Genomic DNA, 17,631 nt, shown 5'->3' on the forward strand with positions numbered 1-17,631 from the left:
AAAGGCTTGTGACCGCCGGGGTCGGCGTTCTTGGCTGGACGGATGCGACAGCCACTCCCCCCACTCACCTCGACCGTGCGCGCCGTGCCCGTCCAGCGGCGGTCGCTGCCGCGGCCGCGGACCGGTCGGCACGCCGCCACCGGCGGGGAGCGCGCGGGACGCAGGCTGTACGTCATCGACGGTATCCGGCTGGTCGCCGCCCTCATGGTGGCCGTCCACCACTACGCCGGCACCCACCGGGTGAACCAGCCGGGCAACGTTGTCTGGGGGCGCCCGGTCTCCGAGATCATGCCGAACGTGTTCCACGTCGCCAGCTACGGCTGGATCGGCGTCGAGATCTTCTTCGTGATCAGCGGCTTCGTGATCTGCATGTCCTGCTGGGGGCGCGGGCCGCGGCAGTTCTTCGTCTCCCGGGTGATCCGGCTCTATCCGGCGTACTGGTTCGCCATCGTCTTCACCACGGCCGTCCTGGTGGCCGTACCCGGCGTGTGGGAGCGTCTGCGGCTGCGCGAGATCCTGCTCAACCTCACCATGCTCCAGTCCGGCTCGGCCGTGCCCAACGTCGACGGCGTCTACTGGACCCTCTGGTCCGAGCTGCGCTTCTACCTGCTCTTCATGGTCGTCGTCGCGATGGGGCTGACGTACCGCAGGGTCGTGGTCTTCTGCTGTGTGTGGGGCGCGGCGGCGATGCTCGCGCCCGTCTCCGACCTGCGGCTGATGGAGCTGGTCGCCAACCCGGAGGGCGCCTGGTACTTCATCGCGGGGCTCGCGCTCTACCTCATGCACCGCTTCGGGCAGGACCTGCTGCTGTGGGGCATCCTCGGCATGGCCTGGCTGATGGGGCAGATGGAGCTGGGGGAGCGGATCGACACGGTCGAACATGTGTCCGGGTGGCGGGGGGCCACCCTGATCTTCACCGTCTTCCTGCTCTTCATGGTCGCCGTCGCGCTCGGGTACACCGACCGGGTGCGGGGGAAGTGGCTGGTCACGGCGGGGGCGCTGACGTATCCGCTGTATCTGGTGCACTACACGGCCGGTACCGCCGCGATCAGCCGGCTGCGGGACCAGATGGACGCCCGGCTGCTGGTCGCGGTGGTGATCGCCGGGTTCCTGATACTGAGCTGGCTGATCCATCGCTTCGTGGAACGGCCCGTCTCGCTGAAGCTGAAGAACGGCCTCGACACCTCGTTCGCCCGGCTGCGCAACGCCGCGAACTAGGGTCTGTGGCCAGGGGAAAGCCGCGTCCGCTGGTTTGATCCGCCGGGGGCCCGGGGTAAGGTCTTGCGCCCGATTGGCGTCCCCGGTGCCCCGTATGGCAGACTAGCGGGGTTGCTCGGTCGAGTGCCGATGCTGCGCGCCTCCCGCCGGGGGGACCGGAAGCGAGTCCCACAGTACTCGTCGCCCCACGCTTTACATCGAGAGATGTAGGAGCGGACGTACGGGAATCTTCCGGGAAGCGTATGCGGGGTTCCGACCAGGCGCCCGGTGGGTCTTCACCCCCGGTCCGCGGTTCCGGTAGGGCCCGCACTCCCCATCGCAGGGATGCTCGAACAAGGGGTATCTGTGTCAGCGGGAGCGCGACACGCCCGACCGCGTGGGTCGGAGGACGCCGGATGCCAGAGTGTGAAGAGAAACAGGACTACGGAGTAGCCATGGCGGGACAGAAGATCCGCATCCGGCTCAAGGCCTACGACCACGAGGTCATCGACTCCTCGGCGAAGAAGATCGTCGAGACGGTGACGCGCACTGGTGCGTCGGTCGCGGGCCCGGTGCCGCTGCCCACTGAGAAGAACGTGTACTGCGTCATCAAGTCGCCGCACAAGTACAAGGACTCGCGCGAGCACTTCGAGATGCGCACGCACAAGCGCCTGATCGACATCCTCGACCCGACCCCCAAGACCGTTGACTCTCTGATGCGACTCGACCTCCCGGCCGGTGTCGACATCGAGATCAAGCTCTGAAGGCCGGTGATCTGAAGATGGCTAAGCAGATCAAGGGCATCCTGGGCGAGAAGCTCGGCATGACGCAGGTGTGGGACGAGAACAACCGTGTTGTTCCGGTCACCGTCGTCAAGGCCGGCCCCAACGTCGTGACCCAGGTCCGTACCAACGACGTCGACGGCTACGAGTCGGTCCAGATCGCCTTCGGCGAGATCGACCCGCGCAAGGTGAACAAGCCCCTCAAGGGCCACTTCGCCAAGGCCGACGTCACCCCCCGCCGTCACCTCGTCGAGATCCGCACCACGGACGCCTCCGAGTACACGCTGGGCCAGGAAGTCACCGCCGAGGTGTTCGAGTCCGGCGTGAAGGTCGACGTCACCGGCAAGAGCAAGGGCAAGGGCTTCGCCGGTGTCATGAAGCGTCACAACTTCAAGGGCCTCGGCGCCGGTCACGGCACCCAGCGCAAGCACCGCTCCCCGGGCTCCATCGGCGGCTGCGCCACCCCGGGCCGCGTGTTCAAGGGCCTCCGCATGGCGGGTCGCATGGGCAACGAGCGGGTCACCACCCAGAACCTGACCGTCCACGCCGTTGACGCGGAGAAGGGCCTGCTGCTCATCAAGGGCGCGGTTCCCGGTCCGAACGGCGGCCTCGTCCTGGTCCGCACCGCGGCCAAGGGGGCCTGAGGTAAGCCGATGAGTACTTCGACAAGCATTGACATCCTTTCGCCTGCGGGCGAGAAGACCGGTAGCGTCGAACTCCCCGCGGAGATCTTCGGCGTCGAGAAGATCAGCATCCCGCTGATCCACCAGGTCGTCGTCGCGCAGAACGCCGCTGCCCGCCAGGGCACGCACAAGACCAAGCGTCGCGGTGAAGTCCGTGGTGGTGGCCGCAAGCCGTACCGCCAGAAGGGCACCGGCCGCGCCCGCCAGGGTTCGACCCGTGCGCCGCAGTTCGCCGGCGGTGGCGTCGTCCACGGCCCGCAGCCGCGCGACTACTCGCAGCGGACCCCGAAGAAGATGAAGGCCGCGGCCCTGCGCCACGCCCTCACCGACCGGGCCCGCCACGACCGCATCCACGTCGTCACCGGCGTGATCGAGGGCGAGACCCCCTCCACGAAGGCCGCCCGGTCGCTGTTCGGCAAGATCTCGGAGCGCAAGAACCTGCTCCTGGTCGTCGACCGCGCCGACGAGGCCGCGTGGCTGTCCGCCCGCAACCTGCCCCAGATCCACATCCTGGAGCCGGGCCAGCTCAACACGTACGACGTTCTCGTCTCGGACGACGTGGTCTTCACCCAGGCCGCTTTCGAGTCCTTCGTGTCTGGGCCCAAGGCCGCTGACACCGAAGGGAGCGAAGCCTGATGGCCACGCGTCACCCGAGCATCGCCTCGAAGGCGGCCAAGGCCGCCAAGGCCGCGCGCGTCGCCAAGGCACGCCGCCACGAGGCCGAGGGCAAGAACACCGTCGAGACGCCGGTCAGCAAGTCGTTCACGGACCCCCGTGACGTGCTGCTGAAGCCGGTCGTGTCGGAGAAGAGCTACGCGCTGCTCGACGAGGGCAAGTACACCTTCGTCGTCGCGCCCGGCGCCAACAAGACCCAGATCAAGCAGGCCGTCCAGGCGGTCTTCTCGGTCAAGGTCACCGGCGTCAACACGATCAACCGCCAGGGCAAGCGCAAGCGGACCCGCACGGGCTTCGGCAAGCGTGCCGACAGCAAGCGCGCGATCGTGACCCTTGCCGAGGGCGACCGTATCGACATCTTCGGCGGTCCGACCTCCTGACGGAGGTCTGGATCGTCCGGAATCGGACGAGGACTGAGAAATGGGAATCCGCAAGTACAAGCCGACGACGCCGGGCCGCCGTGGCTCCTCCGTCGCCGACTTCGTCGAGGTCACGCGGTCCACGCCGGAGAAGTCGCTGGTCCGCCCGCTGCACAGCAAGGGCGGCCGTAACAACGCCGGTCGTGTGACCGTTCGCCACCAGGGTGGCGGACACAAGCGCGCCTACCGTGTCATCGACTTCCGTCGCCACGACAAGGACGGCGTGCCGGCGAAGGTCGCGCACATCGAGTACGACCCCAACCGCACCGCGCGCATCGCGCTGCTGCACTACGCGGACGGCGAGAAGCGCTACATCCTCGCCCCCCGCAACCTGTCGCAGGGCGACCGCGTCGAGAACGGTCCCGGGGCCGACATCAAGCCGGGCAACAACCTGGCGCTCCGCAACATCCCGGTCGGTACCACGATCCACGCGATCGAGCTCCGTCCCGGTGGCGGCGCCAAGTTCGCCCGCTCCGCCGGTGCCTCCGTGCAGTTGCTCGCGAAGGAGGGCTCGATGGCCCACCTCCGCATGCCCTCCGGAGAGATCCGCCTGGTCGACGTGCGCTGCCGCGCCACCGTCGGCGAGGTCGGCAACGCCGAGCAGTCCAACATCAACTGGGGCAAGGCGGGCCGCAAGCGGTGGCTGGGCGTTCGCCCGACCGTCCGTGGTGTGGTCATGAACCCGGTGGACCACCCGCACGGTGGTGGTGAGGGCCGGACCTCCGGTGGACGTCACCCCGTGTCCCCGTGGGGCAAGAAGGAAGGCCGTACTCGTTCGCCCAAGAAGGCGTCGAACAAGTACATCGTCCGCCGCCGCAAGACGAACAAGAAGCGCTAAGGACGGGTTGAGATGCCGCGTAGCTTGAAGAAGGGGCCCTTCGTCGACGACCACCTGATCAAGAAGGTGGACACGCAGAACGAAGCAGGCACCAAGAACGTCATCAAGACCTGGTCCCGTCGCTCGATGATCGTCCCGGCCATGCTCGGCCACACGATCGCGGTGCACAACGGCAAGACCCACATCCCGGTGTTTGTCACCGAGTCCATGGTCGGCCACAAGCTCGGCGAGTTCTCGCCGACGCGCACCTTCCGGGGTCACGTCAAGGACGACCGGAAGTCGAAGCGCCGCTAGTCAGCGGGGTGAAAGACCATGACAAACACTGAAGGGACAACCATGGAAGCCAGGGCCCAGGCGCGGTACATCCGCGTCACGCCCATGAAGGCCCGCCGCGTGGTGGACCTCATCCGTGGCATGGATGCCACGGAGGCTCAGGCGGTCCTGCGTTTCGCCCCGCAGGCCGCGAGCGTGCCGGTCGGCAAGGTGCTGGACAGCGCCATCGCCAACGCCGCGCACAACTACGACCACCCTGACGCCTCTTCGCTGGTCATCAGCGAGGCGTACGTGGACGAGGGCCCGACCCTGAAGCGGTTCCGACCGCGTGCTCAGGGCCGTGCCTACCGGATCCGTAAGCGGACCAGCCACATCACCGTGGTCGTCAGCAGCAAGGAAGGAACCCGGTAATGGGCCAGAAGGTAAACCCGCACGGGTTCCGGCTCGGTATCACGACCGACTTCAAGTCGCGTTGGTATGCCGACAAGCTGTACAAGGACTACGTCAAGGAAGACGTCGCCATCCGTCGGATGATGACGTCCGGCATGGAGCGCGCCGGCATCTCGAAGGTGGAGATCGAGCGCACCCGTGACCGCGTGCGGGTGGACATCCACACCGCCCGTCCGGGCATCGTCATCGGCCGCCGCGGCGCGGAGGCCGACCGTATCCGCGGTGACCTGGAGAAGCTGACCGGCAAGCAGGTCCAGCTCAACATCCTCGAGGTCAAGAGCCCGGAGACGGACGCGCAGCTCGTGGCCCAGGCGGTCGCCGAGCAGCTCTCCTCCCGCGTCTCCTTCCGTCGTGCCATGCGCAAGAGCATGCAGGGCACGATGAAGGCCGGCGCCAAGGGCATCAAGATCCAGTGCGGTGGCCGCCTCGGCGGCGCCGAGATGTCCCGCTCGGAGTTCTACCGCGAGGGCCGGGTGCCCCTGCACACGCTCCGCGCCAACGTGGACTACGGCTTCTTCGAGGCCAAGACGACCTTCGGCCGCATCGGCGTGAAGGTCTGGATCTACAAGGGCGACGTCAAGAACATCGCCGAGGTCCGCGCCGAGAACGCCGCCGCCCGCGCCGGCAACCGCCCGGCCCGTGGTGGCGGCAACGACCGCCCGGCCCGCGGTGGCGGTCGCGGTGGCGAGCGTGGCGGTCGCGGCCGCAAGCCGCAGCAGTCCGCGCCGGCTGCCGAGGCCCCCAAGGCCGAGGCTCCCGCCGCTGCCGCTGAGGCGCCGTCCTCTTCTACTGGCGGAACGGAGGCCTGACCGACATGCTGATCCCCCGTAGGGTCAAGCACCGCAAGCAGCACCACCCGAAGCGCCGTGGCATGGCCAAGGGCGGTACGCAGGTCTCGTTCGGCGAGTACGGCATCCAGGCCATGACGCCGGCATACGTGACCAACCGCCAGATCGAGGCGGCCCGTATCGCGATGACCCGCCACATCAAGCGTGGCGGCAAGGTCTGGATCAACATCTACCCGGACCGTCCGCTGACGAAGAAGCCCGCCGAGACCCGCATGGGTTCCGGTAAGGGTTCCCCCGAGTGGTGGGTGGCCAACGTGCACCCGGGCCGGGTCATGTTCGAGCTGTCCTACCCGAACGAGAAGATCGCGCGTGAAGCCCTGACTCGTGCGGCCCACAAGCTGCCGATGAAGTGCAAGATCGTCAAGCGCGAGGCAGGTGAAGCGTGATGTCGGCCGGTACCAAGGCGTCCGAGCTGCGCGAGCTGGGCAACGAGGAGCTGCTCAACAAGCTTCGCGAAGCCAAGGAAGAGCTGTTCAACCTCCGCTTCCAGGCGGCGACGGGCCAGCTCGAGAACCACGGCCGGCTGAAGGCCGTCCGTAAGGACATCGCGCGGATCTACACCCTGATGCGTGAGCGCGAGCTGGGCATCGAGACGGTGGAGAGCGCCTGATGAGCGAGAGCAACGTGACAGAGCAGACTGCAACGACCAGCGGCACCGCCGCGGGTACCGAGGCGCGCGGCTTCCGTAAGACCCGTGAGGGCTACGTCGTCAGCGACAAGATGGACAAGACCGTCGTCGTCGCTGTCGAGGACCGCGTGAAGCACGCGCTGTACGGCAAGGTCATCCGCCGTACGAACAAGCTCAAGGCGCACGACGAGCAGAACGCCGCCGGTGTCGGCGACCGTGTCCTCCTGATGGAGACCCGGCCGCTGTCCTCGACCAAGCGCTGGCGCGTCGTCGAGATCCTCGAGAAGGCCAAGTAGTCCCCGCGAGGGGATTCCTTCAGCAAGATATTCCTGCGGGGTCTCCCGCAGGTGAGTTCCGCCAGGCTCTGGGGGCCGGTCGCTGACCGGCCCCCGGGGAACCGGCAGACAATCAGGAGATAGACGTGATCCAGCAGGAGTCGCGACTTCGGGTCGCCGACAACACGGGTGCGAAGGAAATTCTCACCATCCGTGTGCTCGGTGGCTCCGGTCGCCGCTACGCGGGTATCGGTGACGTCATCGTCGCCACCGTCAAGGACGCGATCCCCGGCGGCAACGTGAAGAAGGGTGACGTCGTCAAGGCGGTCATCGTTCGCACCGTCAAGGAGCGCCGCCGTCCCGACGGCTCGTACATCCGTTTCGACGAGAACGCCGCCGTCATTCTGAAGAACGACGGCGACCCTCGCGGCACCCGTATCTTCGGCCCGGTCGGCCGTGAGCTGCGCGAGAAGAAGTTCATGAAGATCATCTCCCTCGCGCCGGAGGTGCTGTGAGCATGAAGATCAAGAAGGGCGACCTGGTTCAGGTCATCACCGGCAAGGACAAGGGCAAGCAGGGCAAGGTCATCGCGGCCTTCCCCCGTGAGGACCGCGTCCTGGTCGAGGGTGTCAACCGGGTCAAGAAGCACACCAAGGCCGGACCCACCGCAAGTGGCTCGCAGGCCGGCGGCATCGTGACGACCGAGGCCCCCGTCCACGTCTCCAACGTCCAGTTGGTCGTGGAGAAGGACGGCAACAAGGTCGTGACCCGCGTCGGTTACCGCTTCGACGACGAGGGCAACAAGATCCGCGTTGCCAAGCGGACGGGTGAGGACATCTGATGGCTACCACCACCACTCCGCGTCTCAAGACGAAGTACCGCGAGGAGATCGCGGGCAAGCTGCGTGACGAGTTCAAGTACGAGAACGTCATGCAGATCCCCGGCCTCGTCAAGATCGTGGTCAACATGGGTGTGGGCGACGCCGCCCGCGACTCCAAGCTGATCGACGGCGCGATTCGCGACCTCACCACGATCACCGGTCAGAAGCCGGCCGTCACCAAGGCCCGTAAGTCCATCGCGCAGTTCAAGCTGCGCGAGGGCCAGCCGATCGGTGCCCACGTCACGCTCCGTGGCGACCGCATGTGGGAGTTCCTGGACCGCACCCTGTCGCTCGCGCTGCCGCGCATCCGCGACTTCCGCGGTCTGTCCCCCAAGCAGTTCGACGGCCGTGGCAACTACACCTTCGGTCTCACGGAGCAGGTCATGTTCCACGAGATCGACCAGGACAAGATCGACCGCACCCGGGGTATGGACATCACCGTGGTGACCACGGCGACCAACGACGCTGAGGGCCGCGCGCTCCTTCGTCACCTCGGCTTCCCCTTCAAGGAGGCGTGAGCGAGATGGCGAAGAAGGCTCTGATTGCCAAGGCTGCTCGCAAGCCCAAGTTCGGAGTACGCGGCTACACGCGCTGCCAGCGCTGCGGCCGTCCGCACTCCGTCTACCGCAAGTTCGGCCTGTGCCGCGTCTGCCTTCGTGAGATGGCTCACCGCGGCGAGCTGCCGGGCGTGACCAAGAGCTCCTGGTAATCCCCTTCTGGGGATTCCGGAAGCTCTCGGTAAGCAACTGGGTCGGCAGAGGCCCGCTCCCGCATGCCGTAGGCTAGCGGGGTTGGGCGTCTGCCGCCCTTACGCCAGCAGGCACTGCCTGCACATGATTGCTTACTACGCCGTAGGTCCACCGCGCCGCACCCGTCCCGTCTCGGATCGGGGAGAGGGATGGCGCACCAGGAAACCCCGGCGAGAGAGGCCGAAGGCCAATTCATGACCATGACTGATCCGATCGCAGACATGCTTACGCGTCTGCGGAACGCGAACTCGGCGTACCACGACTCCGTGGTGATGCCCGCTTCCAAGATCAAGTCTCACATCGCGGAGATCCTCCAGCAGGAGGGCTTCATCACGGGCTGGAAGGTCGAGGACGCCGAGGTCGGCAAGAACCTCACCCTTGAGCTGAAGTTCGGCCCGAACCGTGAGCGCTCCATCGCGGGCATCAAGCGGATCTCCAAGCCCGGTCTCCGGGTGTACGCGAAGTCCACCTCCCTGCCGAAGGTGCTGGGCGGCCTCGGCGTGGCGATCATCTCCACGTCGCACGGGCTCCTCACCGACAAGCAGGCCGGCAAGAAGGGCGTGGGTGGGGAAGTCCTCGCCTACGTCTGGTAGCGGAAGGGAACGGAGGAAACAGCTATGTCGCGCATCGGCAAGCTCCCCATCGCGGTTCCCGCCGGCGTGGATGTCACCATCGACGGCCAGACGGTCGCGGTCAAGGGCCCCAAGGGCTCGCTGACCCACACCGTCGTGGCGCCGATCGAGATCGCCAAGGGTGAGGACGGCGTGCTCAACGTCACCCGCCCCAACGACGAGCGTCAGAACAAGGCCCTGCACGGCCTGTCCCGCACGCTGGTGGCGAACATGATCACCGGCGTGACCCAGGGTTACGTGAAGAAGCTCGAGATCAGCGGTGTCGGTTACCGCGTCGCGGCCAAGGGCTCGACCCTTGAGTTCGCGCTCGGCTACAGCCACTCGATCACCGTCGAGGCGCCCGAGGGCATCACCTTCAAGGTGGAGAACCCGACGCACTTCTCGGTCGAGGGCATCGACAAGCAGAAGGTCGGCGAGGTTGCGGCCAACATCCGCAAGCTGCGCAAGCCCGACCCGTACAAGGCCAAGGGCGTCAAGTACGAGGGCGAAGTCATCCGCCGCAAGGTCGGAAAGGCGGGTAAGTAAGCCATGGCATACGGACAGAAGATCCTCAAGGGCGACGCCTACAAGCGCGCCGCGATCAAGCGCCGGCACATCCGGATCCGCAAGCGGGTCGGTGGTACGTCGGAGCGTCCCCGTCTGGTCGTTACTCGCTCCAACCGCCACATCGTGGCCCAGGTGATCGACGACCTCAAGGGTCACACCCTTGCGTCGGCGTCCACCCTGGACACCTCGATCCGTGGCGGCGAGTCCGACAAGTCGTCGCAGGCCAAGCAGGTCGGGGCCCTGGTCGCCGAGCGCGCCAAGGCCGCCGGTGTCGAGGCCGTCGTGTTCGACCGAGGTGGTAACCAGTACGCCGGGCGCATCGCCGCCCTGGCGGACGCCGCCCGCGAAGCCGGTCTGAAGTTCTAGGACCGCCCGTCGCGTCAGCGACAAACATCGTTGGCGCGTAGCTAGCGGAAACAGAGAGAGGTAATTCCAATGGCTGGACCCCAGCGCCGCGGTGGCGGTGCCGGTGGCGGCGAGCGGCGGGACCGGAAGGGCCGTGACGGTGGCGCTGCCGCCGCCGAGAAGACCGCATACGTTGAGCGCGTCGTCGCGATCAACCGTGTCGCCAAGGTTGTGAAGGGTGGTCGTCGCTTCAGCTTCACCGCGCTGGTCGTGGTGGGCGATGGTGACGGCACCGTCGGTGTCGGATACGGCAAGGCCAAGGAGGTGCCGGCCGCCATCGCCAAGGGTGTCGAGGAGGCCAAGAAGCACTTCTTCAAGGTCCCCCGCATCCAGGGCACCATCCCTCACCCCATCCAGGGTGAGAAGGCTGCCGGCGTCGTGCTGCTCAAGCCCGCGTCCCCCGGTACCGGCGTCATCGCCGGTGGCCCGGTGCGCGCCGTGCTCGAGTGCGCCGGTATCCACGACATCCTGTCGAAGTCGCTCGGCTCCGACAACGCCATCAACATCGTGCACGCGACCGTGGCGGCCCTCAAGGGCCTGCAGCGTCCCGAGGAGGTCGCGGCCCGCCGCGGTCTGCCGCTCGAGGACGTCGCACCCGCGGCTCTTCTCCGCGCACGTGCCGGGGCGGGTGCGTAATCATGGCGCAGCTCAAGATTACGCAGGTCAAGTCCTACATCGGCAGCAAGCAGAACCACCGTGACACCCTGCGTTCCCTTGGTCTCAAGGGCATCAACACGCAGGTCGTCAAGGAGGACCGCCCCGAGTTCCGCGGAATGGTTCACACCGTCCGTCACCTCGTGTCGGTCGAGGAGGTCGACTGATCATGGCGGAAAACAACCCGCTCAAGATCCACAACCTCCGTCCCGCCCCGGGCGCCAAGACCGCGAAGACCCGTGTGGGTCGTGGTGAGGCGTCGAAGGGTAAGACGGCCGGTCGTGGTACCAAGGGCACGAAGGCCCGTTACCAGGTTCCGGAGCGCTTCGAGGGTGGCCAGATGCCCCTCCACATGCGTCTCCCGAAGCTCAAGGGCTTCCGGAACCCGTTCAAGACCGAGTTCCAGGTCGTGAACCTCGACAAGCTGGCCTCGCTCTACCCGCAGGGTGGCGAGGTCACGGTCGAGGACCTGGTGGCGAAGGGCGCCGTTCGCAAGAACAGCCTCGTCAAGGTCCTCGGCGAGGGCGAACTGTCCGTGGCGCTGACGGTGCGGGTCGACAAGGCCTCCGCCTCCGCCAAGGAGAAGATCGCCGCCGCCGGCGGCAGCGTCACCGAGCTCGTCTGAACACCACAGGCGTCTCGATGACTTGAGCGATCCCGACCGGGGATACCCCACAAATGGGGTATCCCCGGTCGGTCGTTCCTAGGGCGGCACTCCCGCCGGTAAGGTGACCGGAACTGCCCACTTTCACGGGTGTCACACATGGGGCACCCTGGGCGGTAGTTGACCGTTAGCTATTCAGTCGTCAGTCGAATCCTCAAGACCGTCACCCTTGACGCACGCGCGCGGGGGTCGCAGGAGGCACCGTGCTCACCGCGTTCGCCCGGGCGTTCAAGACGCCCGACCTGCGCAAGAAGCTGCTCTTCACGCTCGCGATCATCGTGGTGTACCGGGTCGGTACGCACATCCCGATCCCCGGCGTGGACTACAAGAGTGTTCAGGAGTGTGTGGACCAGGCGTCCGGCAACCAGGGCCTCTTCGGACTGGTCAACATGTTCAGCGGTGGCGCGCTGCTGCAGATCACGGTCTTCGCGCTCGGCATCATGCCGTACATCACGGCCAGCATCATTCTGCAGTTGCTGACCGTCGTGATCCCGCGCCTGGAAGCCCTGAAGAAGGAGGGCCAGGCCGGCACGGCGAAGATCACGCAGTACACCCGCTATCTGACCATGGCACTCGCCATCCTCCAGGGCACCGGTCTCGTCGCCACCGCCCGCAGCGGCGCGCTGTTCTCCGGCTGCACCGTCGCGAGCAGCATCGTCCCGGACCGGGCCATCTTCACCACCATCGTCATGGTGGTCACCATGACCGCCGGCACCGCCGTCGTGATGTGGCTCGGTGAGCTGATCACCGACCGCGGCATCGGCAACGGCATGTCGATCCTCATGTTCATCTCGATCGCGGCGACCTTCCCGTCCGCCCTGTGGGCCATCAAGACGCAGGGCGACCTGGCCGGGGGCTGGATCGAGTTCGGCACGGTCATCGTGGTCGGCCTGGTCATGGTCGGCCTGGTGGTCTTCGTCGAACAGGCGCAGCGCCGCATTCCGGTGCAGTACGCGAAGCGGATGATCGGCCGCCGTTCCTACGGCGGTACGTCGACCTACATCCCGCTGAAGGTGAACCAGGCGGGTGTGATCCCCGTCATCTTCGCCTCGTCGCTGCTCTACATCCCGGCCCTGATCGCCCAGTTCTCCAGCGGCACGTCCGGGTGGAAGACCTGGATCGAGGCCAACCTCGTCAAGGGCGACCACCCCATTTACATCAGCATGTACTTCTTGCTGATCGTTTTCTTCGCGTTCTTCTATGTGGCGATCTCCTTCAACCCCGAAGAAGTAGCCGACAACATGAAGAAGTATGGTGGCTTCATCCCGGGCATCCGGGCTGGCCGACCGACCGCTGAGTATCTGAGCTACGTACTCAACCGGATCACCTGGCCGGGTTCGCTGTATCTGGGTCTTATCGCTCTCGTACCGACGATGGCGTTGGTTGGTTTCGGGGCAAACCAGAACTTCCCGTTCGGTGGGACGAGCATCCTGATCATCGTGGGTGTCGGTCTCGAGACGGTGAAGCAGATCGAGAGCCAGCTCCAGCAGCGCAATTACGAAGGGTTCCTCCGCTGATGCGAATCGTCCTCGTCGGGCCGCCGGGTGCCGGTAAGGGAACGCAGGCCACCCGCCTTGCCGAGACGCTGCACATCCCGCACATCTCCACGGGTGACCTGTTCCGCGCCAACATCAGCCGGCAGACGGAGCTGGGCAAGCTCGCCAAGTCCTACATGGACGCCGGGAACCTCGTCCCCGACGAGGTCACCATCGCCATGGCGAAGGACCGGATGGAGCAGCCCGACGCCGAGGGCGGTTTCCTGCTGGACGGCTTCCCGCGCAACGTCTCCCAGGCCCAGGCGCTGGACGTGCTGCTGGACACCGAGGACATGAGGCTCGACGCGGTGCTGGACCTGGAGGCGCCGGAGGAAGAGGTCGTCAAGCGCATCGCGGGCCGCCGCGTGTGCCGCAACGACTCGGCGCACGTCTTCCACGAGACGTACAAGCAGCCGGCCCGGGAGGGCGTCTGCGACGTCTGCGGCGGCGAGCTGTACCAGCGGGACGACGACTCCGAGGAGACGGTCCGCAAGCGGCTGGAGGTCTACCACACGCAGACCGAGCCGATCATCGACTACTACAAGGCCCAGGGCCTGGTGGTCACGATCTCGGCGATGGGCGCGGTGGACGAGGTCACCGGGCGCGCGCTGGAAGCGCTGAAGCGCGACAGCGACAGCGACACCGACAAGTAGTCCCCCCGCCCGTCGCAGCCGCGGTCCCGTTCCCGGGGCCGCGGCTGTGCTGTGGGGGGTGGGTGATGCCCCACGTATCGTGGGACGGGTCCGTCTCTCTCCCGGTCCAGAAAGGCCGCAGGTTTCATGGTGCAGATCAAGAGCCCCGAGCAGATCGCCAAGATGCGCGAGGCGGGGCTGGTCGTCGCCGCCATCCACGCGGCCACCCGCGAGGCGGCCGTGCCGGGTGCCACCACCAGGGACCTGGACCAGGTCGCCCGCAAGGTGCTGGCCGAGCACGGCGCCAAGCCGAACTTCCTCGGCTACGGGGGCTTCCCCGCGACCATCTGCACCTCGGCCAACGAGGTCGTCGTCCACGGCATCCCCGACGACAGGACCGTCCTGAAGGACGGCGACATCATCTCCGTCGACTGCGGCGCGATCATCGACGGCTGGCACGGTGACGCCGCCTACACCGCCTTCGTGGGGTCCGGTCACTCCCCGGAGCTGATCGAGCTGTCCCGGGTGACCGAGGAGTCGATGTGGGCCGGTATCGCGGCGATGAAGCAGGGCAACCGGCTCGTCGACGTCTCCCGGGCCGTCGAGACCTACATCCGCCGCCAGCCCAAGCCCGGCGGCGGCCGCTACGGGATCATCGAGGACTACGGCGGCCACGGCATCGGCACCGAGATGCACATGGACCCGCACCTGCTGAACTACGTGGACCGCCGGCGCGGCAAGGGCCCCAAGCTGGTGCCGGGCTTCTGCCTGGCCATCGAGCCGATGGTGTCGCTCGGCACCCCGAAGACGGCCGTCCTGGAGGACGAGTGGACCGTCGTCACCACCGACGGCACCTGGTCCTCCCACTGGGAGCACTCCGTCGCCCTGACCGAACAGGGCCCCCTGGTGCTCACCGCGCCGGACGGCGGCCGGGCCAAGCTGGCCGAGCTGGGGATCACCGCGGCGCCCGACCCGCTCGCATAGTGATCTCCGGGACTGGGCAGACTTTCTGGTTTCGCCTTTCCGGGGATGCTGTCGTAGACTGACTCGTCGGCTCTTGTGCACTCGCATGTCTGTATGCGTCATCACCTCGCGCGAGAGTCGATCAAGGTAGTCGATTCGAAGGGGAAGCGTGGCCAAGAAGCAGGGTGCCATCGAGATCGAGGGCACTGTCGTCGAGTCTCTGCCGAACGCCATGTTCAAGGTCGAGCTCCAGAACGGCCACCAGGTCCTGGCACACATCAGCGGCAAGATGCGTATGCACTACATCCGTATCCTCCCTGACGACCGGGTCGTGGTGGAGTTGTCTCCGTACGACCTGACCCGTGGCCGGATCGTCTACCGGTACAAGTAGATCTTGCCCACGTCCCGCGCGGCTCTCGCGTGGGTCCGCCGGCAACTGACCCGGAGAACCTCACACCCATGAAGGTCAAGCCGAGCGTCAAGAAGATCTGCGACAAGTGCAGGGTGATCCGCCGTCACGGCCGGGTCATGGTCATCTGCGACAACCCGCGCCACAAGCAGCGCCAGGGCTGACGCACCACAGACCGTACCCTCTGCATCGTCTTCGCAGAGATTCGCGCGACGCGAGCTGAGTATGTTCATACGCAGGACCCGGGCGTACGCGCCCGACACCCCCGGTTCGGAGGCCGGGGACCTTGTCCGTACCTAGTACGGCGGACCGGGATCAGGTCTTGCGGAAGACCTCCGAAGATCACCAGGAGCCATTGAATGGCACGCGTTTCCGGTGTCGACATCCCGCGCGAAAAGCGCGTGGAGATCGCCCTGACCTACGTGTTCGGTATCGGGCGGACGCTCTCGCAGCAGACGCTGGCCGAGACCGGCATCGACCCGAACACCCGGGTTCGCGACCTCTCCGAGGAGCAGCTCGTCGCGATCCGCGAGTACGTGGACGCCAACATCAAGACCGAGGGTGACCTCCGTCGCGAGGTGCAGGCCGACATCCGCCGCAAGGTCGAGATCGGCACGTACCAGGGTCTGCGTCACCGTCGTGGCCTGCCCGTCCGCGGTCAGCGCACCAGCACCAACGCCCGCACCCGCAAGGGCCCGCGTCGCGCCATCGCCGGCAAGAAGAAGCCGGGCAAGAAGTAGTCCGCAGCGGACATGCCGTCCAGCGGTCTTCGCTGTAGGACCGACCACCTCCCGTAGGAGTTATAGATGCCCCCCAAGGGTCGTCAGGGCGCTGCCAAGAAGGTGCGCCGCAAGGAAAAGAAGAACGTCGCTCACGGCCACGCGCACATCAAGAGCACGTTCAACAACACGATCGTGTCGATCACCGACCCGACCGGCAACGTGATCTCGTGGGCCTCCGCCGGCCACGTCGGCTTCAAGGGCTCCCGCAAGTCCACGCCGTTCGCCGCGCAGATGGCCGCCGAGTCGGCTGCCCGCCGCGCCCAGGAGCACGGCATGCGCAAGGTCGACGTGTTCGTCAAGGGCCCGGGTTCCGGTCGTGAGACCGCCATCCGTTCGCTCCAGGCGACCGGTCTCGAGGTGGGCTCCATCCAGGACGTCACCCCGACCCCGCACAACGGCTGCCGTCCGCCGAAGCGTCGTCGCGTCTGATCTCGCTTCACCAAGGACTTCCGGGCGGTACGGCTCTTTCGGTCGTGCCGCCCGTACCCTTGCAGTACTGCTCGGGCGTCAAATAGCGGGCGCCCCTGACTGAAGGAACACCACATGCTGATCGCTCAGCGTCCCTCGTTGACCGAAGAGGTCGTCGACGAGTTCCGCTCCCGGTTCGTCATCGAGCCGCTGGAGCCGGGCTTCGGCTACACCCTCGGCAACTCCCTGCGGCGTACGCTCCTGTCGTCGATCCCCGGTGCGGCTGTCACCAGCATCCGGATCGACGGTGTCCTGCACGAGTTCACCACCGTGCCGGGCGTCAAGGAGGACGTCACCGACCTGATCCTCAACATCAAGCAGCTCGTCGTCTCCTCGGAGCACGACGAGCCGGTCGTGATGTACCTGCGCAAGCAGGGCCCGGGTCTGGTCACCGCCGCCGACATCGCGCCCCCGGCCGGTGTCGAGGTGCACAACCCCGACCTCGTCCTCGCCACGCTCAACGGCAAGGGCAAGCTGGAGATGGAGCTGACCGTCGAGCGCGGCCGCGGCTACGTCTCCGCCGTGCAGAACAAGCAGCTCGGCCAGGAGATCGGGCGCATCCCGGTCGACTCGATCTACTCGCCGGTGCTCAAGGTCACGTACAAGGTCGAGGCCACGCGTGTCGAGCAGCGCACCGACTTCGACAAGCTGATCGTCGACGTCGAGACCAAGCAGGCGATGCGTCCGCGTGACGCCATGGCCTCCGCCGGTAAGACGCTGGTCGAGCTGTTCGGTCTCGCGCGCGAGCTGAACATCGACGCCGAGGGCATCGACATGGGCCCGTCCCCCACGGACGCCGCCCTCGCCGCCGATCTCGCGCTGCCGATCGAGGAGCTGGAGCTGACGGTCCGCTCCTACAACTGCCTCAAGCGTGAGGGCATCCACTCCGTGGGTGAGCTGGTCGCCCGCTCCGAGGCGGACCTGCTGGACATCCGCAACTTCGGTGCGAAGTCCATCGACGAGGTCAAGGCGAAGCTGGCCGGGATGAGCCTCGCGCTCAAGGACTCGCCTCCCGGGTTCGACCCGACCGCCGCGGCGGACGCGTTCGGCGCGGACGACGACGTGGACGCGGGCTTCGTGGAGACCGAGCAGTACTGACCGGTCCCCGGACGCGGGGGTGCCGTCGTACGCCGGCACCGCCCCGCGCCCCCTCCAGGCACCTCCGGGAGCCTGGATCTCCGACGGGCGATCGCCCGCTCGGACACTGACTCCGGTACCTGATACGGCCGGGGCAGACACCAAGG

Annotated in this window: 30 protein-coding genes; all 30 read left to right on the forward strand. The window is 66.7% G+C overall.

Annotated elements, in window-relative coordinates:
- The first annotated feature begins 42 nt into the window (after positions 1 to 42).
- The 30 genes from ABEB00_RS30235 to ABEB00_RS30380 all read left to right on the forward strand — a co-directional run bounded on the left by ABEB00_RS30235 (position 43) and on the right by ABEB00_RS30380 (position 17,485).
- Positions 43 to 1,218: an acyltransferase family protein gene (locus tag ABEB00_RS30235; RefSeq protein ID WP_345623764.1), complete on the forward strand. Its 1,176-nt coding sequence runs from the start codon at positions 43 to 45 to the stop codon at positions 1,216 to 1,218.
- 434 nt (positions 1,219 to 1,652) lie between these two features.
- Positions 1,653 to 1,961, forward strand: coding sequence for a 30S ribosomal protein S10 (rpsJ, locus tag ABEB00_RS30240; RefSeq protein ID WP_003948644.1), 309 nt, complete (start codon positions 1,653 to 1,655; stop codon positions 1,959 to 1,961).
- Between the two features lie 17 nt (positions 1,962 to 1,978).
- Entirely contained in the window at positions 1,979 to 2,623 is a 645-nt protein-coding gene (rplC, locus tag ABEB00_RS30245) for a 50S ribosomal protein L3 (RefSeq protein WP_345623765.1), read from the forward strand.
- Between the two features lie 9 nt (positions 2,624 to 2,632).
- Positions 2,633 to 3,298, forward strand: a complete 666-nt coding sequence (gene rplD / locus ABEB00_RS30250) for a 50S ribosomal protein L4 (RefSeq protein ID WP_345623766.1) — start codon at positions 2,633 to 2,635, stop codon at positions 3,296 to 3,298.
- On the forward strand, positions 3,298 to 3,717 hold the full coding sequence (gene rplW / locus ABEB00_RS30255) for a 50S ribosomal protein L23 (RefSeq protein WP_345623768.1): 420 nt from the start codon (positions 3,298 to 3,300) through the stop codon (positions 3,715 to 3,717). Before rplD ends, rplW begins: the two co-directional genes overlap by 1 nt.
- A gap of 40 nt (positions 3,718 to 3,757) precedes the next feature.
- Complete coding sequence (gene rplB, locus ABEB00_RS30260) at positions 3,758 to 4,594, forward strand: 50S ribosomal protein L2 (protein WP_345623769.1); 837 nt, start codon at positions 3,758 to 3,760, stop codon at positions 4,592 to 4,594.
- Positions 4,595 to 4,606: 12 nt separating this feature from the next.
- A complete protein-coding gene (rpsS, locus tag ABEB00_RS30265; protein ID WP_003974263.1) occupies positions 4,607 to 4,888 on the forward strand; it encodes a 30S ribosomal protein S19 in 282 nt (93 codons plus the stop codon).
- Positions 4,889 to 4,930: 42 nt separating this feature from the next.
- The gene (gene rplV / locus ABEB00_RS30270) at positions 4,931 to 5,278 is read left to right on the forward strand and encodes a 50S ribosomal protein L22 (RefSeq protein WP_026290933.1); all 348 of its coding nucleotides are present in this window, start codon (positions 4,931 to 4,933) and stop codon (positions 5,276 to 5,278) included.
- A complete protein-coding gene (rpsC, locus tag ABEB00_RS30275; protein ID WP_345623770.1) occupies positions 5,278 to 6,126 on the forward strand; it encodes a 30S ribosomal protein S3 in 849 nt (282 codons plus the stop codon). Before rplV ends, rpsC begins: the two co-directional genes overlap by 1 nt.
- A 5-nt stretch (positions 6,127 to 6,131) precedes the next feature.
- Positions 6,132 to 6,551: a 50S ribosomal protein L16 gene (rplP, locus tag ABEB00_RS30280; RefSeq protein ID WP_345623771.1), complete on the forward strand. Its 420-nt coding sequence runs from the start codon at positions 6,132 to 6,134 to the stop codon at positions 6,549 to 6,551.
- Positions 6,551 to 6,775, forward strand: a complete 225-nt coding sequence (rpmC, locus tag ABEB00_RS30285) for a 50S ribosomal protein L29 (RefSeq protein ID WP_010036720.1) — start codon at positions 6,551 to 6,553, stop codon at positions 6,773 to 6,775. The genes rplP and rpmC overlap by 1 nt, the downstream gene beginning before the upstream one ends.
- The gene (gene rpsQ, locus ABEB00_RS30290) at positions 6,775 to 7,089 is read left to right on the forward strand and encodes a 30S ribosomal protein S17 (protein WP_345623772.1); all 315 of its coding nucleotides are present in this window, start codon (positions 6,775 to 6,777) and stop codon (positions 7,087 to 7,089) included. Before rpmC ends, rpsQ begins: the two co-directional genes overlap by 1 nt.
- Before the next feature lie 125 nt (positions 7,090 to 7,214).
- On the forward strand, positions 7,215 to 7,583 hold the full coding sequence (rplN, locus tag ABEB00_RS30295; protein WP_003974257.1) for a 50S ribosomal protein L14: 369 nt from the start codon (positions 7,215 to 7,217) through the stop codon (positions 7,581 to 7,583).
- Between the two features lie 2 nt (positions 7,584 to 7,585).
- Positions 7,586 to 7,909, forward strand: a complete 324-nt coding sequence (gene rplX / locus ABEB00_RS30300) for a 50S ribosomal protein L24 (protein ID WP_127832083.1) — start codon at positions 7,586 to 7,588, stop codon at positions 7,907 to 7,909.
- Entirely contained in the window at positions 7,909 to 8,466 is a 558-nt protein-coding gene (gene rplE / locus ABEB00_RS30305; RefSeq protein WP_007384074.1) for a 50S ribosomal protein L5, read from the forward strand. Before rplX ends, rplE begins: the two co-directional genes overlap by 1 nt.
- A gap of 5 nt (positions 8,467 to 8,471) precedes the next feature.
- Complete coding sequence (locus ABEB00_RS30310) at positions 8,472 to 8,657, forward strand: type Z 30S ribosomal protein S14 (protein ID WP_003948630.1); 186 nt, start codon at positions 8,472 to 8,474, stop codon at positions 8,655 to 8,657.
- Between the two features lie 234 nt (positions 8,658 to 8,891).
- Positions 8,892 to 9,290 carry a 30S ribosomal protein S8 gene (gene rpsH, locus ABEB00_RS30315; protein WP_320777749.1) on the forward strand — a complete coding sequence of 133 codons (399 nt, stop codon included), beginning with the start codon at positions 8,892 to 8,894 and terminating at the stop codon, positions 9,288 to 9,290.
- Positions 9,291 to 9,314: 24 nt separating this feature from the next.
- Entirely contained in the window at positions 9,315 to 9,854 is a 540-nt protein-coding gene (gene rplF / locus ABEB00_RS30320) for a 50S ribosomal protein L6 (protein ID WP_345623776.1), read from the forward strand.
- Positions 9,855 to 9,857: 3 nt separating this feature from the next.
- Positions 9,858 to 10,241 carry a 50S ribosomal protein L18 gene (gene rplR, locus ABEB00_RS30325; protein ID WP_345623779.1) on the forward strand — a complete coding sequence of 128 codons (384 nt, stop codon included), beginning with the start codon at positions 9,858 to 9,860 and terminating at the stop codon, positions 10,239 to 10,241.
- Positions 10,242 to 10,310: 69 nt separating this feature from the next.
- Entirely contained in the window at positions 10,311 to 10,916 is a 606-nt protein-coding gene (gene rpsE / locus ABEB00_RS30330; protein WP_007494753.1) for a 30S ribosomal protein S5, read from the forward strand.
- Positions 10,917 to 10,918: 2 nt separating this feature from the next.
- Entirely contained in the window at positions 10,919 to 11,101 is a 183-nt protein-coding gene (rpmD, locus tag ABEB00_RS30335; protein ID WP_006140898.1) for a 50S ribosomal protein L30, read from the forward strand.
- Between the two features lie 2 nt (positions 11,102 to 11,103).
- Entirely contained in the window at positions 11,104 to 11,559 is a 456-nt protein-coding gene (gene rplO / locus ABEB00_RS30340) for a 50S ribosomal protein L15 (RefSeq protein ID WP_345623780.1), read from the forward strand.
- 242 nt (positions 11,560 to 11,801) lie between these two features.
- The gene (gene secY / locus ABEB00_RS30345; protein ID WP_345623781.1) at positions 11,802 to 13,115 is read left to right on the forward strand and encodes a preprotein translocase subunit SecY; all 1,314 of its coding nucleotides are present in this window, start codon (positions 11,802 to 11,804) and stop codon (positions 13,113 to 13,115) included.
- The gene (locus ABEB00_RS30350; protein WP_345623782.1) at positions 13,115 to 13,786 is read left to right on the forward strand and encodes an adenylate kinase; all 672 of its coding nucleotides are present in this window, start codon (positions 13,115 to 13,117) and stop codon (positions 13,784 to 13,786) included. The genes secY and ABEB00_RS30350 overlap by 1 nt, the downstream gene beginning before the upstream one ends.
- A 126-nt stretch (positions 13,787 to 13,912) precedes the next feature.
- Positions 13,913 to 14,749, forward strand: coding sequence for a type I methionyl aminopeptidase (map, locus tag ABEB00_RS30355; protein WP_345623783.1), 837 nt, complete (start codon positions 13,913 to 13,915; stop codon positions 14,747 to 14,749).
- A gap of 148 nt (positions 14,750 to 14,897) precedes the next feature.
- On the forward strand, positions 14,898 to 15,119 hold the full coding sequence (gene infA / locus ABEB00_RS30360; RefSeq protein ID WP_003948620.1) for a translation initiation factor IF-1: 222 nt from the start codon (positions 14,898 to 14,900) through the stop codon (positions 15,117 to 15,119).
- Between the two features lie 68 nt (positions 15,120 to 15,187).
- Positions 15,188 to 15,301 carry a 50S ribosomal protein L36 gene (gene rpmJ, locus ABEB00_RS30365; RefSeq protein WP_003974245.1) on the forward strand — a complete coding sequence of 38 codons (114 nt, stop codon included), beginning with the start codon at positions 15,188 to 15,190 and terminating at the stop codon, positions 15,299 to 15,301.
- Positions 15,302 to 15,496: 195 nt separating this feature from the next.
- Complete coding sequence (gene rpsM, locus ABEB00_RS30370; RefSeq protein WP_345623784.1) at positions 15,497 to 15,877, forward strand: 30S ribosomal protein S13; 381 nt, start codon at positions 15,497 to 15,499, stop codon at positions 15,875 to 15,877.
- A gap of 66 nt (positions 15,878 to 15,943) precedes the next feature.
- On the forward strand, positions 15,944 to 16,348 hold the full coding sequence (rpsK, locus tag ABEB00_RS30375) for a 30S ribosomal protein S11 (RefSeq protein WP_003948617.1): 405 nt from the start codon (positions 15,944 to 15,946) through the stop codon (positions 16,346 to 16,348).
- A 114-nt stretch (positions 16,349 to 16,462) separates the two neighbouring features.
- Entirely contained in the window at positions 16,463 to 17,485 is a 1,023-nt protein-coding gene (locus tag ABEB00_RS30380) for a DNA-directed RNA polymerase subunit alpha (protein WP_345623785.1), read from the forward strand.
- Positions 17,486 to 17,631 lie beyond the last annotated feature (146 nt).

It is taken from the genome of Streptomyces ziwulingensis, assembly GCF_039542605.1.
In the GTDB taxonomy this organism is placed as follows: Bacteria; Actinomycetota; Actinomycetes; order Streptomycetales; family Streptomycetaceae; genus Streptomyces; species Streptomyces ziwulingensis.